This is a genomic window from Neobacillus sp. FSL H8-0543 (genome assembly GCF_038592905.1).
Taxonomy (GTDB): Bacteria; Bacillota; Bacilli; order Bacillales; family Cytobacillaceae; genus Neobacillus.
The window spans coordinates 1,309,934-1,330,339 of sequence record NZ_CP151943.1; the positions used below are offsets into that span (position 1 = coordinate 1,309,934).

15 protein-coding genes and 1 riboswitch are annotated in these 20,406 nt (G+C 37.6%); of the genes, 8 read left to right on the plus strand and 7 right to left on the minus strand.

Translation table 11 applies throughout. From position 1 onward, the window contains the following. Nucleotides 1–87: 87 nt before the first annotated feature. The 6 genes from NSS81_RS06940 to NSS81_RS06965 all read right to left on the minus strand — a co-directional run bounded on the left by NSS81_RS06940 (nt 88) and on the right by NSS81_RS06965 (nt 6,912). Nucleotides 88–1,287 (minus strand): O-antigen ligase family protein, encoded by a 1,200-nt coding sequence (locus NSS81_RS06940; protein ID WP_342432782.1) that lies wholly within the window; start codon nt 1,285–1,287, stop codon nt 88–90. A gap of 45 nt (nt 1,288–1,332) precedes the next feature. Next, entirely contained in the window at nt 1,333–2,439 is a 1,107-nt protein-coding gene (locus tag NSS81_RS06945) for a glycosyltransferase family 4 protein (RefSeq protein ID WP_342432783.1), read from the minus strand. 102 nt (nt 2,440–2,541) lie between these two features. After that, the gene (gene galU / locus NSS81_RS06950) at nt 2,542–3,426 is read right to left on the minus strand and encodes a UTP--glucose-1-phosphate uridylyltransferase GalU (protein ID WP_342432784.1); all 885 of its coding nucleotides are present in this window, start codon (nt 3,424–3,426) and stop codon (nt 2,542–2,544) included. Between the two features lie 13 nt (nt 3,427–3,439). Next, nucleotides 3,440–5,266: a nucleoside-diphosphate sugar epimerase/dehydratase gene (locus tag NSS81_RS06955; protein ID WP_342432785.1), complete on the minus strand. Its 1,827-nt coding sequence runs from the start codon at nt 5,264–5,266 to the stop codon at nt 3,440–3,442. A gap of 301 nt (nt 5,267–5,567) precedes the next feature. After that, nucleotides 5,568–6,230 carry a CpsD/CapB family tyrosine-protein kinase gene (locus tag NSS81_RS06960; RefSeq protein ID WP_342432786.1) on the minus strand — a complete coding sequence of 221 codons (663 nt, stop codon included), beginning with the start codon at nt 6,228–6,230 and terminating at the stop codon, nt 5,568–5,570. After that, a complete protein-coding gene (locus tag NSS81_RS06965) occupies nt 6,214–6,912 on the minus strand; it encodes a Wzz/FepE/Etk N-terminal domain-containing protein (protein WP_342432787.1) in 699 nt (232 codons plus the stop codon). The genes NSS81_RS06960 and NSS81_RS06965 overlap by 17 nt, the downstream gene beginning before the upstream one ends. 799 nt (nt 6,913–7,711) lie before the next feature. Between NSS81_RS06965 and NSS81_RS06970 the strand changes: the two genes are divergently transcribed. The 8 genes from NSS81_RS06970 (at nt 7,712) to NSS81_RS07005 (ending at nt 19,593) form a co-directional block, all read left to right on the plus strand. Further along, a complete protein-coding gene (locus tag NSS81_RS06970) occupies nt 7,712–8,065 on the plus strand; it encodes a helix-turn-helix domain-containing protein (protein ID WP_342432788.1) in 354 nt (117 codons plus the stop codon). Nucleotides 8,066–8,407: 342 nt separating this feature from the next. After that, nucleotides 8,408–9,469 carry a lactonase family protein gene (locus NSS81_RS06975; RefSeq protein WP_342432789.1) on the plus strand — a complete coding sequence of 354 codons (1,062 nt, stop codon included), beginning with the start codon at nt 8,408–8,410 and terminating at the stop codon, nt 9,467–9,469. A 73-nt stretch (nt 9,470–9,542) separates the two neighbouring features. After that, a riboswitch (SAM riboswitch) is annotated at nt 9,543–9,658 on the plus strand. Nucleotides 9,659–9,740: 82 nt separating this feature from the next. Beyond that, nucleotides 9,741–10,862 carry a methionine biosynthesis PLP-dependent protein gene (locus tag NSS81_RS06980; protein WP_342432790.1) on the plus strand — a complete coding sequence of 374 codons (1,122 nt, stop codon included), beginning with the start codon at nt 9,741–9,743 and terminating at the stop codon, nt 10,860–10,862. Next, a complete protein-coding gene (gene metC / locus NSS81_RS06985) occupies nt 10,852–12,045 on the plus strand; it encodes a cystathionine beta-lyase (protein WP_342432791.1) in 1,194 nt (397 codons plus the stop codon). The genes NSS81_RS06980 and metC overlap by 11 nt, the downstream gene beginning before the upstream one ends. Then, nucleotides 12,042–13,904 (plus strand): bifunctional homocysteine S-methyltransferase/methylenetetrahydrofolate reductase, encoded by a 1,863-nt coding sequence (locus tag NSS81_RS06990; RefSeq protein ID WP_342432792.1) that lies wholly within the window; start codon nt 12,042–12,044, stop codon nt 13,902–13,904. The genes metC and NSS81_RS06990 overlap by 4 nt, the downstream gene beginning before the upstream one ends. Beyond that, nucleotides 13,882–17,334, plus strand: a complete 3,453-nt coding sequence (gene metH / locus NSS81_RS06995; protein WP_342432793.1) for a methionine synthase — start codon at nt 13,882–13,884, stop codon at nt 17,332–17,334. Before NSS81_RS06990 ends, metH begins: the two co-directional genes overlap by 23 nt. Before the next feature lie 607 nt (nt 17,335–17,941). Continuing rightward, nucleotides 17,942–18,364: a MarR family transcriptional regulator gene (locus tag NSS81_RS07000; RefSeq protein WP_342432794.1), complete on the plus strand. Its 423-nt coding sequence runs from the start codon at nt 17,942–17,944 to the stop codon at nt 18,362–18,364. 17 nt (nt 18,365–18,381) lie between these two features. Then, nucleotides 18,382–19,593, plus strand: a complete 1,212-nt coding sequence (locus NSS81_RS07005; protein ID WP_342432795.1) for an MFS transporter — start codon at nt 18,382–18,384, stop codon at nt 19,591–19,593. A gap of 358 nt (nt 19,594–19,951) precedes the next feature. On the opposite strand, the gene NSS81_RS07010 is transcribed toward NSS81_RS07005, so the two are convergent. Then, nucleotides 19,952–20,392, minus strand: coding sequence for a hypothetical protein (locus NSS81_RS07010; RefSeq protein ID WP_342432796.1), 441 nt, complete (start codon nt 20,390–20,392; stop codon nt 19,952–19,954). Between the last annotated feature and the right edge of the window lie 14 nt (nt 20,393–20,406).

Sequence of the window (20,406 nt, forward strand, 5' to 3'; positions counted from 1 at the left end):
ATTACTCAAAAATACTCTTTATTGCTCGACCAATTGTTTTTTCCGCATTATAAACTGGTATAATTATTGATATTATCGGTAAATCCATCAACTTTTTTCCCCTTTGCTTTTTAAGCATAGAAAATAAAATAATATATAATAGAACCATAGAACAGTTCTTCGTAAATCATTTATACCAAAGCCATAGATTAATAAAGAAATTACCGCACATAAAATAAATGTATTTAAATATGTGGTTTTTGATATTTTTAAAACTAATAGGATATATGCAATACCACCAGCTATCCCGCCTTGAGTTAATATTTGTAGAAAGGTATTATGAGCTTCATAGCCTCCAAATACATGAGCACCACTATAAGAACCAGGACCTAATCCAAAAATCGGTGAATGCTGCCAAGCTTCTATAGCACTTCTCCATATTATGATCCTATTTTCACCATTTGTATCACCTTCAAAGAAATCATTAATAAAGACCAATATTTTATCGTAGTTTAAAAATAAAATAATAATTATAAGACAAACTAAAGCTATCATAATACTAAAAGAATTATTTTGTTTTTTTATTAAATCTCCAACTTTCAAAATACAAAACACTAAAGTTGTGATAACCCACGCTGAAACTAATGTGGATGATGTGGTAGACAACCCTATACTAATACTTAAAACGATCCCTAAGAGAGCAAATAACTTATAACTAAAACTTTTTTCTTTTGATAATATATATAGTCCAATAAAAGGTAGGGGAGCAACAAAATATGCAAATTGGTGATAATCGTTAGCGAATGGTGAAAAAATATCGGATCCTCCATAGGTTAAATAAAAGCCAAATAAAACTCTCGTTCCTTGTAAGTATATGAAGTACAAAATTCCGACAACAAATAATCCACAGAAATAAATAAACCTCAATAAACTATATAGGTTAGCAAAGCTGCTCCTCTTAAAGAAGGATTCAAAAGTAAAACATAAAAATAATATTACAATATATGCCCTATAATCAAAGGATACAGATTGTGGCGAAATTTCTAAAAATATATTTACAGCATATCCAAATGTAATAATACCAATATAAATGATCCAAAATAAGGAAAATACGTGTTTTTTCGAAGATACTAGAATAGCTTGTTGGCCCATTATTTGTACAATGCATAAATATAATAAGATTACTTCTCCAACTCCAAACATACCAAACCTTAGCGATGTAAAACCAAAGAACAATATCATTACCAAAACTAATATGTTTTGAATACTAAAGGTTATATATTTCTCTTGTTTTGAAATATTATCCATACCAACACCTTTTAAATTTTCAAATTTTTATGTTCTAAAATTAATTTACACATAAACTTCTACTAGACTTTCGATTACTTTATCCAGTTCATAATTCTTAACTGATTCGTAAGAATTAATTCCCATTGTTTTAATTAATCTCCTATCCTTGAAAAGCCCTTCTATCTTTACTGCTGTATCTACTGAGTCATTAACATTTACTAAGAATCCAGTGAGTCCATCATCAATTAGATCTCTTATACCTCGTATATTCGTTCCAATAACTGGCTTCCCACAGGCCATTAGCTCCATAATATTTCTAGGCAGCCCTTCCCTGTATGACATTAGAATCCCAATATCACTAGCCGTAATAAGTTCATTTATATCATTTCTTGAACCTAACATCGTTATATTTTTATCTAAATTCCTACTTGCTATATCCTGCTTAAGCTCCTCAATAAGCGGTCCATCACCGGCACAAATCACTTTGACATTTATTCCTCTTTGCTTAAGTTCATCGACAGCATCTATCATCTGCTTATGATTCTTATTTTTATTAACTTCGGCAATCATAATAATCACAAAGTCATCTTTCTTTAAATTCAATTTCCTTCTCGTCTCGTCCTTATCAAATAAATTAATATTATAAGAAGATAAATCTACTCCAACACCATTAATCTTATGTGTTTCCTTCACCTTAAACTTCTGAGCCCTCTCGTAATCTTCTATATTCATCGTTATGATTGTATCAGTATAATGAGCCATAATTCTTTCAATTGGATAATAAATACCCCAATTTACAATAGGCGCACCCTTATAAAAGTGAAATCCATGCACAGTATAAATTGTTTTTAGTTCTGGAAACTTGAGCTTTAGTAGTCTTCCATATAATGCAGCTATAGGTGTATGAACATGAACTATATCGTATTGAAACTCTGCCTGAATCCTTATTAGTCCCTTAAAAGCTTTAAAATTTATCGGGTTAATTGGGTTCCTAGTAAAAGGAATATGAAAAAACCTAACACCAAGGTCTGTTAGGTTTTTATCAATTTCTTCATCTATTGAACATGCACAGTCGACTAAGTTACCTTCACTTTTAAGTTTTTCAATATGTGGAATTAAAAATGCATTTATCGTTCTACTTAAAGTTGTTATATAAAGAATTTTTTTCACTTATCTCACCAGCTTTGTATTAACAGATTTTTTAATCTCTCTAAATATTGAAAGCTTGAATTTCTCTTTAGTCCCTATGACAATCCGTCCCTTTAGGCCAAATTAGTTAACATTTACTTTGTTTTTTTCAACGACATCCGATAAATAATTAAATAGTTCATTTTTCAATTCATCTCGCTGCAATGCAAATTCGATCATGGTTTTAATGAATCCCATTTTTTCGCCCACATCATAACGCACTCCTTCAAAATCATACGCATAAACAGCTTCATATTGATTTAAGCTGGCAATAGCATCCGTAAGCTGAATTTCTCCTCCAGCTCCTGGCTGTTGGTTATTGAGTATTTCAAAAATTCTTGGGCTAAGAATATAACGCCCCATTATTGCAATATTTGATGGAGCGTCACCCAGTTTCGGTTTTTCAACTAAATTGTTAACCGAATAAAAACGATCCCCAATTTTATTTCCATCAACAATTCCATATCTATAAACTTCTTCGTACGGTACTGTTTGAACTCCTAAAATAGAGGCATTATTACGATCATATTGTTCAATCATCTGTTTTAAACATGGTTTTTCAGCTTGAACAATATCATCACCTAACAATACCGCAAATGGTTCGTTTCCAATAAACTTACGTGCGCACCATATCGCATGCCCAAGACCCTTTGGTTCTTTTTGACGGATATAATGAATATCCACCAATTTCGAGGTTTTTTGAACCTCTTCCAGCAGTTCGAACTTCCCTTTATCAAATAGGTTTTGCTCTAATTCAAATGAATGATCGAAATGATCTTCAATTGCTCTTTTTCCTTTACCTGTGACAATAATAATATCTTCAATACCTGATTCAATTGCTTCTTCGACAATATACTGGATTGTTGGCTTATCCACTATTGGCAGCATTTCTTTTGGCATTGCTTTTGTTGCCGGTAAGAACCTTGTACCAAGTCCTGCAGCTGGAATGATTGCCTTTTTTACTTTCATTAAGGTACTCCCCCTAAATTGAAATTGGAAAAAGTGGCTTGGAAGCTACTTTGCTGTTTGCAATCATTAGTAGTCTTTCTCTAAGTTCGGTTTTTTCCATAGTGGCAAAAGTAGTTAGTAAATTTTCTATTTCCTCAATAAATAGCTCCGATGTTTTACCAATATAAATTTTTGGATAGATTTGTTGCTCATGAACCTCATCATCTTTTAGAAGTTCCTCAAACAATTTTTCCCCTGGTCTTATTCCGGTAAATTCTATACCAATTTCCTCGATGGAATTACCTGATAGCTTGATCAAATTCTTTGCAAGGTCCACAATCTTAACTGGATCCCCCATATCTAGGACAAAGATTTCTCCGCCCTTTGCTAAAGATCCTGCCTGAATCACTAACCTAGATGCCTCAGGAATCGTCATAAAATAACGAATCATATCTGGATGAGTAACTTTAACAGGACCCCCCTTTTCAATTTGCCGTTTAAATAAAGGAATAACACTGCCACGGCTTCCGAGCACATTTCCAAACCGTACTGCCACAAATTTTGTCGAGCTATTCTTATCCATTTTTTGGATAATCATTTCAGCCAACCGTTTGGTAGATCCCATCACACTAGTTGGGTTTACCGCCTTATCTGTGGATATCATCACAAAGGTTTTTACTCCATTCCAACTAGCCGCCTTGGCAACATTCATCGTGCCCATCACATTGTTCTTTACCGCTTCCTCAGGATTTCTCTCCATCAGCGGTACATGCTTGTGCGCAGCGGCATGATAAACGACATCAGGTTGATACTTCCTCATGATAAAATTCATTTTATCTGCATCCTGCATATCGGCAATTTCCGTGATAAACTCGATAGGGGATGCATGATAGCTCTCCGTTAATTCCATTTCAATCGAATAAATACTGTTTTCACCGTGCCCTAACAGGATAAGCCGTGCAGGATTAAAGCATGTTATTTGACGGCATATTTCTGAACCGATTGAGCCCCCCGCACCCGTGACAAGGACCGTTTTACCGGTGAGATATTCCGATATACCATCAATATCGAGTTTTATTGGCTCTCTACCTAATAAATCCTCCACCTGAACATCACGGAATTGATTGACCGAAACCTTCCCTGTAACCAAATCTTCAAGCATTGGGAGAATTTGTGTATTTGCATTTGTTTTTGCACATTCCTGAAAAATCGTGTTTAATTCCCGTTTACTTAATGAAGGTATAGCAATCACGATTTTATCTACATTAAGTTGTCTTACTGTTAATTCAATTGAGCTCACTCCACCCGCTACAGGGATTCCCATAATATCAAGTTGTTGTTTTTTCAAATCATCATCAATAAATCCTACCGGAAAAAGCCCTGCTTCTTGGTTTTTCAAAAGCTGCCTAGCTACCATTGTCCCAGCCGATCCTGCCCCTACTATCAAGGTTCTTTTTTTATTTGTATCTATTTTAATAAACGAATCTCGGTACATCCTCCAGCAAAAACGCGAACCACCTATCAATAAAATATGAAGCGCCCCTGTAACACCGAGTAGCCTGAATAATATTTCTCCCACTAAGATTTGTTGCAGGACAGCCGCGACCAGAATAGAACTAGTAACAACCTTTAAGATAATTAATAATTCTCCAATACTTGCATATTCCCAAGCCTTTTTATAAAGTTTATGCTTAAACGAAAAAAAATGATGGCTAAACAAAATAGCAATCGCCGTGATGATTATTGGCATTGTAATGACATACATCGTTGCATTCACTAAAAACCTGCTAAAAAAAACTGCTGTAAGAACAATACAGGAGTCAACAAAAATAAAAAAAGACAGCCTTTGTTTATAATTCATTTCCTCTTTCCTTTCCAGATTCTTAATTTCATGTTTTTATATTCTCTTATATTAAAATTTTCCATAATCAGGCCTACACAAGACCAGATTATGGAAAATTTTAATTAGGGCATTTAACCCCTCCTCACATCACACTTTCGACGACCAGCGTCTAAGGTCTATCTCAACCCACAGTATAACCGAGTGCCTCCATTGATATTGGTAAGAAGACATCACCAAAAACATCTTATAAAGTATAATATAGTTCTTAATACAGAACGATAAAGTAAAAGAAACTGAATAGACTTTTTAATGTGTCCCTCTACTCTTTTCCATTTAATATTACCCCTAACAATTGGGCACTCGCAGATTCTAATAATTTTTTTGCTTCAATTGCTTCATCACTTTGTGTTTTTCCAAATTGAATTACTAATATAAGGCTATCACACTGATTTGCCATGATTTTAGCATCTGCGACTTCTAATACTGGGGGGGTGTCAAATACCACCACATCATAAAGACTGTTTACCTTCTCAATTAATAATTCCATTGCTAGTGAACCTAACAGCTCTGCTGGATTGAAAGGAGCAGGTCCACTTGGGATAATATCTAAACCGCTAATTTCTGTTTTTTTAATCGTATCCTCTAGCAGGTTATTTCCAATCAAAACGTTACTTAAGCCAATGTTATTATTTAAATTAAATATAGCATGTAGTTTTGAATTTCTTAAATCTGTATCTACTAAAAGAACTTTTTTCCCTTGCTGTGCTAATGATATTGCAAAATTAGCTGCAGTTGTTGATTTCCCTTCTCCACGATTTGGGGAGGTAATAATTAATGTTCGAGAAGTATTGCCCTTCAATGATGAAAGAAAGTTAGTACGAATTGTTCGATATTGCTCCGAAACTCTGCAATTTTGATTTATGGCAGTAATTATTCCAGCCTTTTTCATTATATTTGGTGATTTCCTATTCAAAAGTTCCAAATGACTCCCCCCTAACTTCGATTTTATGCGTCTCTCCCTTTTTTCTAGCTGTATTTTTTTTGTTCATTTTGGAAACACTGCCCAACACAGGAATTCCTAGTAATTGTTCGATACTGCCTTCTGATCTAACTGTATTATCCAAAAAATCTATTATGAAGATAAGCCCTATTCCGGAAATTACTCCTATCAAAAAACCTATGATTATTTTCTTCTCATGATTATTGTTAATAACATGCGGGCTGACTTTTGCCTCAGAGAATATGCTAATATCGCTAAATCCCAAAAGATTTGGCATTTCACGTTTAAATAAGTTAGCAGTTGTATCGGCAATTTTCGTCGCTAATTCAGGATTGGAATCTGTAACTGAAATTTTCACAATTGTAGATCCCCCAATGCTTCCTGCAGATATTTGTTGACCTAACTGTTCAGGAGTTCTATCAAGATTCATTTCATATACTACATTTTCCAAAAAACTAGGTTCTTTTATCATTACCATGAGAGTGGTCATTAAGGTAGGTTCTGCATTAACTATCATACGAGAAGATGACTCATAGAGAGGTTTAGTAAAATAGATACTATATATACCTCCAATTGCTGTAAAAATAATAGTAGTGATAATAATTATCCAAAACCGTTTCTTAATTAAATTAAATATTTTTTTTATATTTATTTCATTTTCCAATTTACTCACCACTTCCCCATAATTTTCAAATAAAAGGGTATTTCTATATATATACTATTAAGTTCTTTTTGAAGAACAACATTGGATAAATTCCTATTTTTTTTATAAATAAATTGGGTGACGATATTTTAATTGAACTAAAACTAATCTATCCTCATATTAATTCTTTATAAAGAACAAGTCAATCTTATATTTGCAGGACCATTATTTTAGATAATCCTTTTTTAATTCAAAAATCGCAGAAAAATTGAAAGTTCTTTTATTATTTAAGCCCCATTCCCTTGTCAGTAGCTCTGTAACTTATTATTAACGGACAAATATTACAAGTATTATAAACTTCAGAAAAAGTTAAACTAACCTTTATTTGGAATACCAAAATGGAGAAGAATATTTACTTTTACTTTAAAACAGTTCTTTAAAAAGAACGAACTATCATATATAATATCATTAACATGATATTCTGCTATTTTATGATTTTTAAATACTCAAAACTTCTTTCGAAGACAAATCAAGTTTGAAATGAATGTCATTAAAAAACTATCATCTTGGTAGAAACGAAATATACTTTTAAAATTAGTGAATAATTACCCTTAGTTTTAAAGAGACAAGGCTTTTTACTTACATGTTGCATAAATCTTACTCCGCTTTAATGCTTCTTTTATTTCTATTTAAGGCTTCATTCTAATAAAACAATTTTTAAAGAAGTAAATAATGTTTTTATAATTTTTACCTTTTTTCACCATATCGGCAAATTGGGAATTTTGGAATATCAAATTAATATGACCATAAGGAGAGTTCTATGATTGGAGAGCGAATAAAAAAATTAAGAGGACAAAAGGGATATTCAATAACTGAGCTAGCTGATCTTGCTAATGTCTCAAAATCTTATTTAAGTTACATTGAACGGAACCTTAATAAAAATCCATCTATTCATTTTTTAATAAAGATCGCCAATTCCTTAGATGTTCCAATTGAGAATTTACTTTTAGGGATTGACGAAGCAAATTATTTGAAAAATACTGAAGAAGAAATACTGGATAAAGAATGGAAAAAAATAATTGAAAAAGCTATTGAAGATGGAATAGGTAAAGATGATTTCAGAGAATACATTAATTATATTAAATTTAAGATTTGGGAAAAAAATCGAAAATAATATAATTTTTTCCCAATAAATTTTAGAGGTAATCTAAAAGTTACTTTGAATATTATTTGTTCCTAAAACATATCCCCGAAAAAGCATGCTACTAACGCATGCTTTCTTATATTAATATCGACCTGCTAATACGGCCGCTGATTATCTAATAAAGGTACCTTCTCTTAATATTCCTCTTTACTTGACAGATGCTCAATTATTAATGGCATATCTGAACTCAGCAAATGTAGTTCTTTTAGTAAGATACGATATTCTAAAGCCCCAAAACCTCATAATCAATATTCCTACAATATTAATGGTAAACTAATAAAGACAAATATCTTCCCTAGGAGAGCAAAAAAAATGAAAACTAATACGAAATACACTGGTTATATCGGAACCTATACAAAAGGAAACAGTAAAGGAATCTACTCTTTTAAACTTGATGTTGAGGCAGCGATTATTTCTGATATTAAAGAAGTTGCACAAATGGAGAATCCAACATACTTGAACATAAGTAAGAACAATCATTATCTGTACGCTGTTAATAAAAAAGGCGAGGTTGGTGGAGTTTCTTCATTCTCTATTGACCCAGTTACTCACGAGCTTACCACCATTAATTCCCAGATGCTTCCTGGTTCATCCCCCTGCCATGTAAGCGTAGATAGTAGCGGTAAGTTATTATTTAGTGCCAATTACCACAAAGGTACCGTCGAATCTTATTTGATTGATTCAGTTGATGGCTCGATTCGTCCTCCATCTTCTGTTGTACAGCATGAAGGCCACGGTCCAGACCCTAGACAAGAAAAACCTCATGTCCATTTTGCCGGGGTTACCCCAGATGAAAAGTTTCTTGCAGTGGTTGATTTAGGGATTGATGCTCTTATAACCTATGAGATTGCTAAAGATGGGAAGATGGCTGAAAAAAGCAGACTGAATGTATCTGCTGGCAGCGGTCCGCGACATCTTACTTTTCACCAGAATCAAAAAATAGCTTATTTAATGACAGAGTTTAGCTCTGAGGTTATTGTTTTAGAGTATAACGAGAGGGATGGCAGCTTTTTAGTAGTTCAAACGATTTCAACTCTTCCAGACAATTTTGCAGAAAACAACCAAGGTAGTGCGATACATATTTCTAGAGATGGTTTGTTTGTTTACGCGGGTAATCGTGGTCATAATAGTATCGCCGTATTTGGTGTTGACCAAGATACAGGAACGCTGCATTTTGTGGAGCATGTTTCAACTGCGGGAGATTGGCCGCGGGATTTTGAGATAGATCCTTCAGGGAAGTTCATTGTGGCCTCTAATCAGAATTCGAGTAATCTTGTCTTATTTGCCCGGGATCAAGAAACTGGAAGATTAACTCTATTACAGTCAGATGTTGAAATCCCAGATCCTGTTTGTGTGAAATTTTTGCATTATTAATGAAAGAGCAGAATCAGTATTGACAATGTGCTATGCCTGTAGTAAGTTGTATAAATAATCTAAATATTAAATACTCTTATCAAGAGAGGCAGAGGGAATGGCCCTGTGACGCCTCAGCAACCTTCAATGGTTTTCACATTGAAAAGGTGCTAAATCCAGCAAGTTAATTACTAACTTGGGAGATGAGAAGAATGACGATGCTTATGCTGACAAAAGTCTTCTTCTTGTAAGAAGGCTTTTTTTGTTTTTATTTTAGGAGGGATTGTTGGATATGTATAACATTGACACAAAGCTTGCTCAAATCGGAAATCGCAGTGAGACGGTGACAGGCACCGTAAACCCGCCTGTTTATTTTTCTACCGCCTACCGCCATGAGGGAATTGGCCAATCAACGGGATTTGACTATTCCCGAACAGGAAATCCAACACGTCAGCTCTTGGAAAAAACAATTGCTGATTTGGAATGCGGTGACCAGGGATATGCTTGCAGTTCTGGAATGGCTGCCATTTTTACGATTTTGTCGTTATTTCAATCTGGTGATGAATGGTTAGTAAGTGAGGACTTATATGGCGGCACTTACCGCTTACTAGAACAAGGATATAAAAAATGGGGCTTGAAATCCCAGTATATTAATACGAATTGCCCTGATGAGATTGAAGGTAAAATTACTCCTCAAACGAAGGCAATCTTTCTTGAAACTCCCACCAATCCTCTTATGCAGCAAACCGATATTTCCGCGGTTTCAGAAATAGCTAAGAAGCACGGTATATTGCTGATTGTTGATAATACTTTTTACACTCCGCTTCTCCAGCAGCCGATAACACTTGGTGCAGATATCGTTATCCATAGCGCAACAAAGTACTTAGGCGGTCATAATGATGTGCTTTCTGGCCTAATTGTCGCTAAAGGAGAAAAACTCTGTGAGGCCCTCGCCTTCCATCATAACGGAGCAGGAGGAGTCCTTAGTCCGTTTGATTCATGGTTATTAATGCGTGGTATGAAGACTCTCTCCTTACGAATGGAAAGACATGAGAAAAATGCGAAGGCCATCATTCAGTTTCTTTCGGAGCAAAGCGCCGTTACCGATGTCCTTTACCCTGGAAGAGGCGGAATGGTCTCATTCAGATTAAAAGATGAAAACTGGATAAATCCCTTTTTAAAGAGTTTAAAATTAATTACCTTTGCCGAAAGCCTTGGTGGAACGGAAAGTTTCATTACTTACCCTGCAACACAGACTCACGCCGATATTCCTGAAGAAATTCGTATTCAATCAGGGGTTTGCAATCGACTCTTACGCTTTTCTGTTGGAATCGAGGATGCCCAAGACATCATTTCGGATCTTGATCAAGCTTTTGCCCATTTAAAAGAAGGAGTGAGTATAAATGAACAATAACGAATTTACTTTTGAAACCAGGCTCCTTCATAACCGTCATAAGATTGACCCAACGACTGGGGCGGTGAGTGTACCCATTCAACATGCATCGACCTTTCATCAATATGATATTGATCAGTTTGGAAAGTATGATTACAGCCGCAGTTTAAACCCGACGAGGGAAGCATTGGAAGATGTTATAGCTGAACTTGAAGGCGGGATTCGCGGGTTTGCCTTTTCTTCTGGGATGGCTGCAATCTCAACTGCCTTCCTGCTGCTTTCTTCAGGCGATCATGTTGTTATTACAGAGGATGTATATGGCGGTACGTTTCGTATGGTTACAGAAGTACTAACTCGCTTTGGTATCGAGCATACCTTTGTCGATATGACCGACCTGAATCAGGTCCAAGCAGCCATTCAGCCGAATACAAAGGCTTTCTATATGGAAACACCTTCAAATCCTTTACTAAAAGTAGCAGACATTAGGGCCATTTGTAATCTGGCAAAGGAAGTTCAGGCATTAACCTTTATCGACAATACCTTCCTCACCCCTGCTTTGCAAAAACCATTAGAGCTGGGTGCAGATATTGTTCTTCACAGCGCAACCAAATTTTTATCGGGTCACAGTGATGTTGTCGCAGGACTTGCAGTTGTAAAAGACGAGGAATTAGGAAAGAGACTTGGCTATTTACAAAACGCGTTTGGAGCTGTCCTTGGTGTTCAGGATGCCTGGCTCGTTTTAAGAGGATTGAAAACTCTGTCTGTCAGGCTCGAACAATCGCAAAAATCAGCTCAAATACTTGCAGATTTTTTAAGTTCTCATCCTATGATTAAAGAAGTATATTATCCAGGTCTAAAAAACCACCCTCAGTATGAATTACAGCAGGTTCAAGCGCTTGGTGCAGGGGCTGTACTCTCTTTCGAACTTGCCGATGAAGAGGCGGTCAGAACATTTGTTGCAAATGTAAAAATCCCTGTCTTCGCGGTTAGTCTCGGTGCAGTGGAGTCAATTTTATCGTATCCTGCAAAAATGTCTCATGCTGCTATGCCGCAAACAGAAAGAGAAAAACGAGGGATTTCCAATAGTTTATTGCGTTTTTCGGCAGGTCTCGAAAATCCAAACGATTTAATCCTGGACATTTCTCAAGCACTAGGAAAAGTTTCCGAGTCACAGCTTGCCTTACACCAAGGAGAACATTTATGAGTCTACTAGAAAAATTAGAAAAGCAAATTTTAATTGCAGATGGTGCAATAGGTACCCTTCTCTACTCCTTTGGAACAGATAGTTGTTTTGAGGAACTAAACCTTTCTCATCCAGAAAAAATACAGTCTATTCATAAAGCCTATCTTGATGCTGGGGCTGATGTGATACAAACCAACACCTATGCCGCCAATTATTTAAAATTGCAAAGATACGGGCTTGAAGATTCTGTAAAAGAAATCAATAGCGCTGCCGTCCGCAATGCAAAAATAGCCATAGGTAAGAATGCTTTTATCCTTGGTACCATGGGTGGCAATCGCGGCATTAAGCCCACTTCCATCTCAATGGAAGAATTAAAACGGAGCTTCCGCGAACAATTGTATTGCCTCTTATTAGAAGGGGTGGATGGATTATTACTCGAAACCTACTACGATCTCGAGGAACTGGAAACAGTCCTCGCCATTGCCCGAAAAGAAACAAGGTTACCGATTATCGCCCAGGTTTCCTCTCAAGAGCCAGGATTCTTACAAGATCGGACACCCATTAATGATGCATTTAAACGCCTTGAAAACCTTGGGGCAGATGTAATTGGACTAAATTGCCGGCTTGGTCCGCATCATATGCTAGAATCACTTGAACGGATTGAACTCCCGGCTCATGCCTATCTTTCTGCCTATCCGAATGCTAGTCTTCCTACTTATACCGATGGGAAATTTCACTTCGAAGGAGACGCAGATTATTTTAAGAAATCAGCTCGTGCGTTTCGAAATCAGGGAGTCAGGCTGCTCGGGGGCTGCTGCGGAACAACACCGGAACATATCCGTGCGTTTGCTTCTGAATTAAAAAATAGTGCTCCTGTCACAGAAAAAATTGTAAAATTAGCACCAAATAAAATTATCGTAGATTCTTACGTACCTCCAAGGGATTTCCAGCCTCTTGAGGAAATAGTAAAAGAGAGACCTTCTGTTATAGTAGAATTAGATCCTCCTAGAAAGCTAGATACAACCAAATTTTTCGAAGGGGCAAAGGCATTAAAGACTGCAGGTATTGATGCCATTACGTTGGCTGACAATTCCCTGGCATCCGTACGTATTTCCAATGAATCATTAGGTTACTTAGTAAAAAAGGAGCTTGGTATGCGACCGCTGATTCATATTTCATGCCGGGACCGTAATATCATTGGCTTGCAATCCCATCTTATGGGGTTACACACACTAGGAATGCATGACGTTCTCGCCATTACAGGTGATCCTGCCCGGGTTGGTGATTTCCCAGGGGCATCCTCTGTTTATGATGTTTCATCATTTGAGCTTATCCAAATGATAAAACAGCTGAATGAGGGATTATCCTATTCTGGGAAAGACTTGGGACAAAAAACAAGTTTTAGCATTGCGGCCGCCTTTAATCCTAATGTTCGTTCGGTTGAAAAAGCGGTAAAAAGACTAGAGAAAAAGATTAACTATGGAGCTGATTATTTTATTTCTCAACCGGTTTTCTCTGAAGAGAAACTTCTGGAAGTATACGAACATACAAAGGGTCTTGATGCCCCCATCTATATTGGGTTAATGCCGTTGATAAGCAGCAGAAATGCTGAATTTCTTCATAATGAAGTTCCAGGGATCAAAATTCCGCAAGGTGTTCGCGACAGTATGTTAGCACACGGAGATAATAAACTCCAAGCAGCCCGCGAAGGAATTGAAATTACTAAATCATTAATTGATGCTGCACTTGACCTTTTTAACGGAATTTACTTAATTACCCCATTTTTACGATATGAGTTAACAACTGAGTTAGCCCTTTACGCTAATAAGCGCGCAAAAGAAGTTAGGAGGAACACCTATGTCGAAGACTCCATTTACTGAACAACTTAAAAAGCGGATCCTCGTGATGGACGGCGCCATGGGGACCATGATTCAGCAAGCAAATCTATCCGCAGAGGATTTTGGCGGAGAGGAATATGACGGCTGCAACGAGCATTTAAATTTAACCTCCCCTGCTGTCATTTCCCGTATTCACCGTGAATACTTAGAGGCTGGGGCAGATATTATCGAAACAAATACCTTCGGGGCAGCGAGCATTGTACTGGATGAATATGAACTCGGGTTTAAGGCCTATGAACTAAACAAAATTGCCGGGCAATTAGCTAAAATCGAAGCAGATGCCGTTTCCACCGATGATTGGCCGCGGTATGTAGCAGGAGCTATGGGTCCGACAACTAAGACATTAAGTGTCACGGGTGGAACAACCTTCGATGTACTTGCTTCTTCCTACGAGGAACAGGTGATAGGCTTAATTGACGGCGGAGTCGATCTTATCCTCCTTGAGACGAGTCAGGATATGCTCAATGTTAAGGCTGGGTATATCGGTATTAAGCGAGCCTTTGAAAAAACGGGGAAAATACTGCCGTTGATGGTATCTGGAACAATTGAACCCATGGGTACAACACTTGCAGGACAATCAATTGAAGCGTTTTATATTTCGATTGAGCATATGAACCCTGTGGCGGTTGGTCTAAATTGTGCGACAGGTCCTGAATTTATGCAGGAGCATGTCCGCTCACTTGCAAATTTAGCATCAACCGCGGTCAGCTGTTATCCGAATGCAGGCTTGCCTGATGAGGATGGTCATTATCATGAAACACCAGAAACACTGGCGAAAAAGTTGGCTGATTTTGCGGCCCATGGCTGGCTGAACATTGTTGGCGGCTGTTGCGGCACCACACCTGATCATATCCGAGCAATCTCTAATTCAATGAAAAATTTTCAGCCAAGAGAAGCAAAACACTCAGATGCTCACATGGTTTCAGGGATCGAACCCTTTGTTTATGACGACCCTCAACTAAGACCAATTATGGTCGGGGAACGAACGAACGTGATCGGCTCCCGTAAATTCAAACGCCTTATCGTGGATGGGAAATTTGAAGAAGCCGCAGAGGTTGCAAGAGCACAGGTGAAGGGCGGGGCTCATGTCATTGATATATGTCTCGCAGACCCTGACCGCGAAGAGAACATCGATATGGAAAAGTTCATTAAAGAAGTCGTTAAAAAAGTAAAAGTGCCGCTTGTTATTGATTCCACGGATGAGAAAGTAATCGAAATTGCACTCAAATTTTCTCAGGGAAAAGCGATTATTAATTCCATTAACCTTGAAGATGGCGAAGAACGGTTCGAGGCGGTCGTTCCGTTGATTCATAAATATGGTGGTGCGGTTGTGGTCGGGACGATTGATGAAGTTGGTATGGGCGTGACGGCAGAACGTAAACTCGAAATTGCTAAGCGTTCGTATGATCTCCTCGTTCATAAATATCATCTCAAGCCACAGGATCTTATCTTTGATCCGCTTGTTTTTCCGGTCGGTACGGGTGATGCCCAGTATATAGGCTCAGCGAAAGCGACGGTTGAGGGAATCAAATTAATTAAACAGCATCTGCCCCAAACCCAAACAATACTCGGAATTAGTAATGTTTCATTCGGCCTTCCCCCAGTAGGAAGAGAGATCTTAAACTCTGTGTTTCTCTACCACTGTACATTAGCCGGTCTAGACTATGCGATTGTTAACACAGAGAAATTAGAACGCTTTGCTTCAATCTCTAAGGACGAGGTGGAATCAGCTGAAAAGCTGCTTTTTCATACAACAGATGAAGCATTAGCTACGTTTACTGAATTTTATCGCGGTAAAAAGAAAGAGTCGAAGATAACGGCAACCAATATGAGCCTTGCTGAACGTTTAGCTTATTATGTGGTTGAAGGCACAAAAGAAGGCTTGCATGCTGATTTAGACAAGGCACTGGCAGCCTACCCAGCTCCACTGGATATCATCAACGGCCCGTTAATGGACGGAATGAAGGAGGTTGGCCGACTTTTCAATGACAACCAACTGATTGTAGCCGAGGTCCTCCAAAGTGCTGAGGTGATGAAGGCATCGGTTGCCTACTTGGAGCCATTCATGGAAAAAGGTGATGTTTCTTCTTCTAAAGGAAAAATCGTTTTGGCAACGGTGAAAGGCGATGTTCATGATATCGGTAAAAACCTAGTCGATATTATTCTAAGCAATAACGGCTATGAAGTGCTTGATTTAGGCATCAAGGTCTCGCCAACTGAGTTGGTCCAAACCATCTTAAAAGAAAAACCCGATATGGTCGGATTATCTGGATTACTCGTAAAATCAGCCCAACAGATGGTAATCACCGCTCAGGATATGAAGAAAGCAGGAATCTCAACCCCTATCTTAGTTGGCGGTGCTGCGCTATCAAGAAAATTCACTGATACAAGAATTGCTAAGGATTATGACGGACTCGTCCTATATGCCAAAGATGCAATGACAGGCCTATCGCTCGCCAATCAGGTGCAAACACCTGAAGAATATCAAAAACTGTTTGAAGAAAAAAATCAAAAAATGGCTGCTTTGGAGGTCCCGAGAGAATATACACCCATTCGTTCAGCAGTATCAGTGGCAGTCAAACCAAAGCCTAGTGTATCAACAGAAGCACCGGTATTTACGCCTATGGATACGAAGAGACATATCTTAAAAAGCTATTCTCTTTCCCACATTGAGCCATATATTAATATGCAAATGTTAATTGGCCACCATCTTGGTGTAAAAGGGAAAATAGCAAAACTGCTAGCCGAAAAGGATGAAAAAGCTGTAAAGGTCAAAGGCGTTGTTGACCAGCTGTTGGAAGATGCAAATCGAGGAAATTGGATTTCTCCTGCAGCAGTCTATCAATTCTTCCCTGCCCAATCAGAAGGAAATAAGGTATTTATTTTTGATCCAAATGAGACAAATAAGATAATTGAAACGTTTGACTTTCCGCGTCAGGATTCTGCTCCTCATTTATGTTTAGCTGATTTTGTTAAATCAGTTGATAGCGGCGTAAAGGATTACGTCGGCTTCTTTACCGTTACTGCTGGCAGAGGCATTCGTGAAAAAGCCGATCAACTTAAACAAGATGGTCGCTTCCTTGAATGCCATGCCCTGCAGTCATTAGCATTAGAGACCGCAGAAGGCTTCGCGGAATTAATCCATCGGCAAATGCGCGACCGTTGGGGATTCCCTGATCCACTATCTTTTACGATGCAGGATCGTTTTTCTGCAAAGTACCAAGGACAGCGTTTCTCATTCGGTTATCCAGCCTGTCCGGAGTTAGAAGATCAGAAGAAGTTATTTAAGTTGATTCAACCAGAAGAAATCGGTATTGAGTTAACGGAAGGATGTATGATGGAACCGGAAGCCTCAGTTTCGGCCATGGTGTTTGCCCATCCGGAAGCAAGGTATTTTAATGTGTTAAGATAAAAAGTTAAAATAATCCCGCGGAATCGGACATTGATTCTGCGGGATATTTTTTGTGTTTACTATTTTTATTAATTTAGGGAAGTATTGTTGCTTTATGAGTACTTACTACAAATTACTATGCACTTACTACAAATTCTTACTTGCTTACTACAAAGTTACTAGCTCTTACTACAAATTCGGAGCACTTATCTACATTACTTGGATATTTTTGGAACCAAAAACTGTTTCACAAAAACTTACTACAAATTACTATTCACTTACTACAAAGTTACTGGCTCTTACTACAAATTCGGAGCACTTATCTACAATACTTGGATATTTTTGGAACCCACAACTATTTCACAGAAACTTACTACAAATTACTATGCACTTACTACAAAGTTACTGGCTCTTACTACAAATTCGGAGCACTTATCTACAATACTTGGATATTTTTGGAACCCACAACTTCTTCACAGAAGCTACTACAAAGTACTATAAACTTTCAACATAATTACTGGCTTTTAAGTTAATCTTAACAACGCAAATACTGTGAGCATTCCTTGACATAACTTCAAAAAATCTATATAGTTACCTAGGTAACTAATTTGCAACTAATGATTTCGGAGTGATTACTATTAAGAATAGCCACGAACTATTCCATACGCTTCATCAGTTATCCCGCAAACTAACAAATAAACTCAATGAAGCCCTTAAGCCGTTCGGGTTATTTAGTGCCCAATGGTCAGTAATTTTTGTACTAAAAACAAAGGGTTCATTAACGCAAAAAGAACTTTGTGAGTATTTATTCGTTGAGGCCCCTCCGATGACCCGGACGATTCAAAGACTTGTCAAACAAGGCTTTGTAAAACAAGTCCAGGGGAAAGACAAACGAGAAAAGCACATTCAATTAACAGAAGCCGCATTAAATGATTTCCCTAAATGGGAGCGCGCTGTATTTGAGACCAACCAAACCTTACTGAATGGCCTTCCAGAAACCTCACAAGTTGAATTATTGAACCTGCAAACCAGCTGGCTAAAGGTGCTGTGATGAAAGGAGTCTATGATATGAATAAACCTAAATTATGGACCAAGGATTTTATTAGTATTTCTTTAAGTAACTTTTTTCTATTTTTAACCTTTTATATTTTGCTAGTTACACTACCCATTTATGCCTTGGAGGAATTTAACAGCAGTGCTTCACAGGCGGGGTTAATGACAACAGTATTCTTACTTTCAGCGATTATCTCACGACCGCTCGCTGGACAATGGTTAGAACGAGCCGGTGGTAAAAAGGTTCTATTAACCGCGCTTATTATTTTTTCAGCCGCCTCCCTTCTGTATTTTTTTCCAACATCCATCACTGGTTTTCTTATCATTCGCTTATTACACGGAATTGGTTTTGGGATGGCTACCACGGCTGCAGGAGCAATTGTTGCAGATTTAATTCCTGGCAAACGCAGGGGCGAAGGAATGGGTTACTTCGTTATGTCAACGAACTTAGCGATGGTTTTAGGACCGTTTATCGGATTAACGACAATCCAGCAATGGGGTGCAAACACGATGTTCGTTTTGTCTGTAATAGTTGCGATTGGCGCACTATTAACTGGACTCTCCGTCAAGCTAACGAAACAAGTTCAGCCTGAACAACTCGTGATTCGTTCTTCTTTTTCATTTCGGAGCTTTTTTGAAGAATCTGCAGTACCAATTGCGTTAGTTGGCAGCTTCCTTGCCATTGTCTACTCCGCTTTACTATCATTTGTATCGGTCTATGCTAACGAGATACATTTAGCCGAAGTGGCCAGTCTCTTCTTTGTGGTTTATGCAGTAGTTTTATTAATTTCGAGACCTTTTACAGGTAAATGGTTTGATCAATTTGGTCCGAACGTGATTGTGTTTCCATCAATCATTTTATTTTCAATTGGTATGTTTATCCTAAGCATAAGCAATGGAGCAGGCAGCTTTCTTTTATCCGCTGCATTGATTGGTTTGGGCTGGGGAACACTGTTTCCAACTTTTCAAACGATTGCCATTCAAAACGCTGCACCTCGAAAAAGAGGATTGGCTACCGCTACCTTTCTATCAATCTATGATATTGGGATTGCGTTGGGTTCCTTCTTAGTGGGCCTAATGGTAACCAAAATGGATTATAGCTCGTTATACTTCTTAAGTGCGTTTTATGTACTCATCGGTGCTGTACTCTATTACTTCCTCCATGTAAGGAAATCTGCTCAACAGGAAGTAACTGGAAAGAAAAACGTAATGATAAAAGAATCGTAAAAAAATTTACTTACTTAAACAAAGGCTATGTTAAGGGTTATTGTTGATACTATTAATTTAAAGAAAATAAATAGACGGAGAAAATCCGCCTATTTGGTAAAAAGCATTAAAAATAGCCTAAATAGCAGGAGAAATTCCGCCTATTTATAAAAAAAACATAAAAAGGCGGGATTTTGCACAGCATAACCGGAAAATCTCCGCTTATATTCCACGAAACGAGCTCCATTTTTCAAATAACCGGAAAATCTCCGCTTATTTTACTTTCGCTGGCTATTTAAGCGCAAATCAACAGACAAGTTTAACAGAACTTAACCAAAAGAACCATCATTCCCAAGAAGGAAATGATGGTTCTTTTTATTTATATATTAAATACAGGTTTATGTGTCAGTTCAATTTTAATCGTCTTTTCTAGGACAATCGTCCAGTTCTTCGAAATAACTCCATGTAAGGCTTCGAGGTTTTCATCAGTAATATTCACTTGATCAAGGAACTCACCTGTATCGATGAAATCCACGCCTTCCTTCATCCCGAATTTAATTCTCAATAAAGATTTAAGTGCTCCTTTTGTCAGGAAAGTAATCTCATATCCTTCAATAATGGCTCTTTGGCATTTGTCCTTATTGATACGATAATAGTCAATGAGGGTCTTCCAGGTTGGAATTCCCTCATCAATACTTTCAAGCACTTCTTCATCGGCTTCATTTAAAAGAGCAATGATTGTTGCATTATCCAATCCCTTTGCTTTCATCATTTCAAGCATTAGGGCATAATTTAGCGCTAATTTAACCTTCTCCATCATTTGGTCATCCCTTC

Bases quoted from the DNA above. Each gene is read 5' to 3' on its own strand.
- NSS81_RS06940 (WP_342432782.1), bottom strand. From the start codon at position 1,287: ATGGATAATATTTCAAAACAAGAGAAATATATAACCTTTAGTATTCAA.
- galU (WP_342432784.1), bottom strand. From the start codon at position 3,426: ATGAAAGTAAAAAAGGCAATCATTCCAGCTGCAGGACTTGGTACAAGG.
- NSS81_RS06955 (WP_342432785.1), bottom strand. From the start codon at position 5,266: ATGAATTATAAACAAAGGCTGTCTTTTTTTATTTTTGTTGACTCCTGT.
- NSS81_RS06970 (WP_342432788.1), top strand. From the start codon at position 7,712: ATGATTGGAGAGCGAATAAAAAAATTAAGAGGACAAAAGGGATATTCA.
- NSS81_RS06975 (WP_342432789.1), top strand. From the start codon at position 8,408: ATGAAAACTAATACGAAATACACTGGTTATATCGGAACCTATACAAAA.
- NSS81_RS06980 (WP_342432790.1), top strand. From the start codon at position 9,741: ATGTATAACATTGACACAAAGCTTGCTCAAATCGGAAATCGCAGTGAG.
- metC (WP_342432791.1), top strand. From the start codon at position 10,852: ATGAACAATAACGAATTTACTTTTGAAACCAGGCTCCTTCATAACCGT.
- NSS81_RS06990 (WP_342432792.1), top strand. From the start codon at position 12,042: ATGAGTCTACTAGAAAAATTAGAAAAGCAAATTTTAATTGCAGATGGT.
- metH (WP_342432793.1), top strand. From the start codon at position 13,882: ATGTCGAAGACTCCATTTACTGAACAACTTAAAAAGCGGATCCTCGTG.
- NSS81_RS07005 (WP_342432795.1), top strand. From the start codon at position 18,382: ATGAATAAACCTAAATTATGGACCAAGGATTTTATTAGTATTTCTTTA.
- NSS81_RS07010 (WP_342432796.1), bottom strand. From the start codon at position 20,392: ATGATGGAGAAGGTTAAATTAGCGCTAAATTATGCCCTAATGCTTGAA.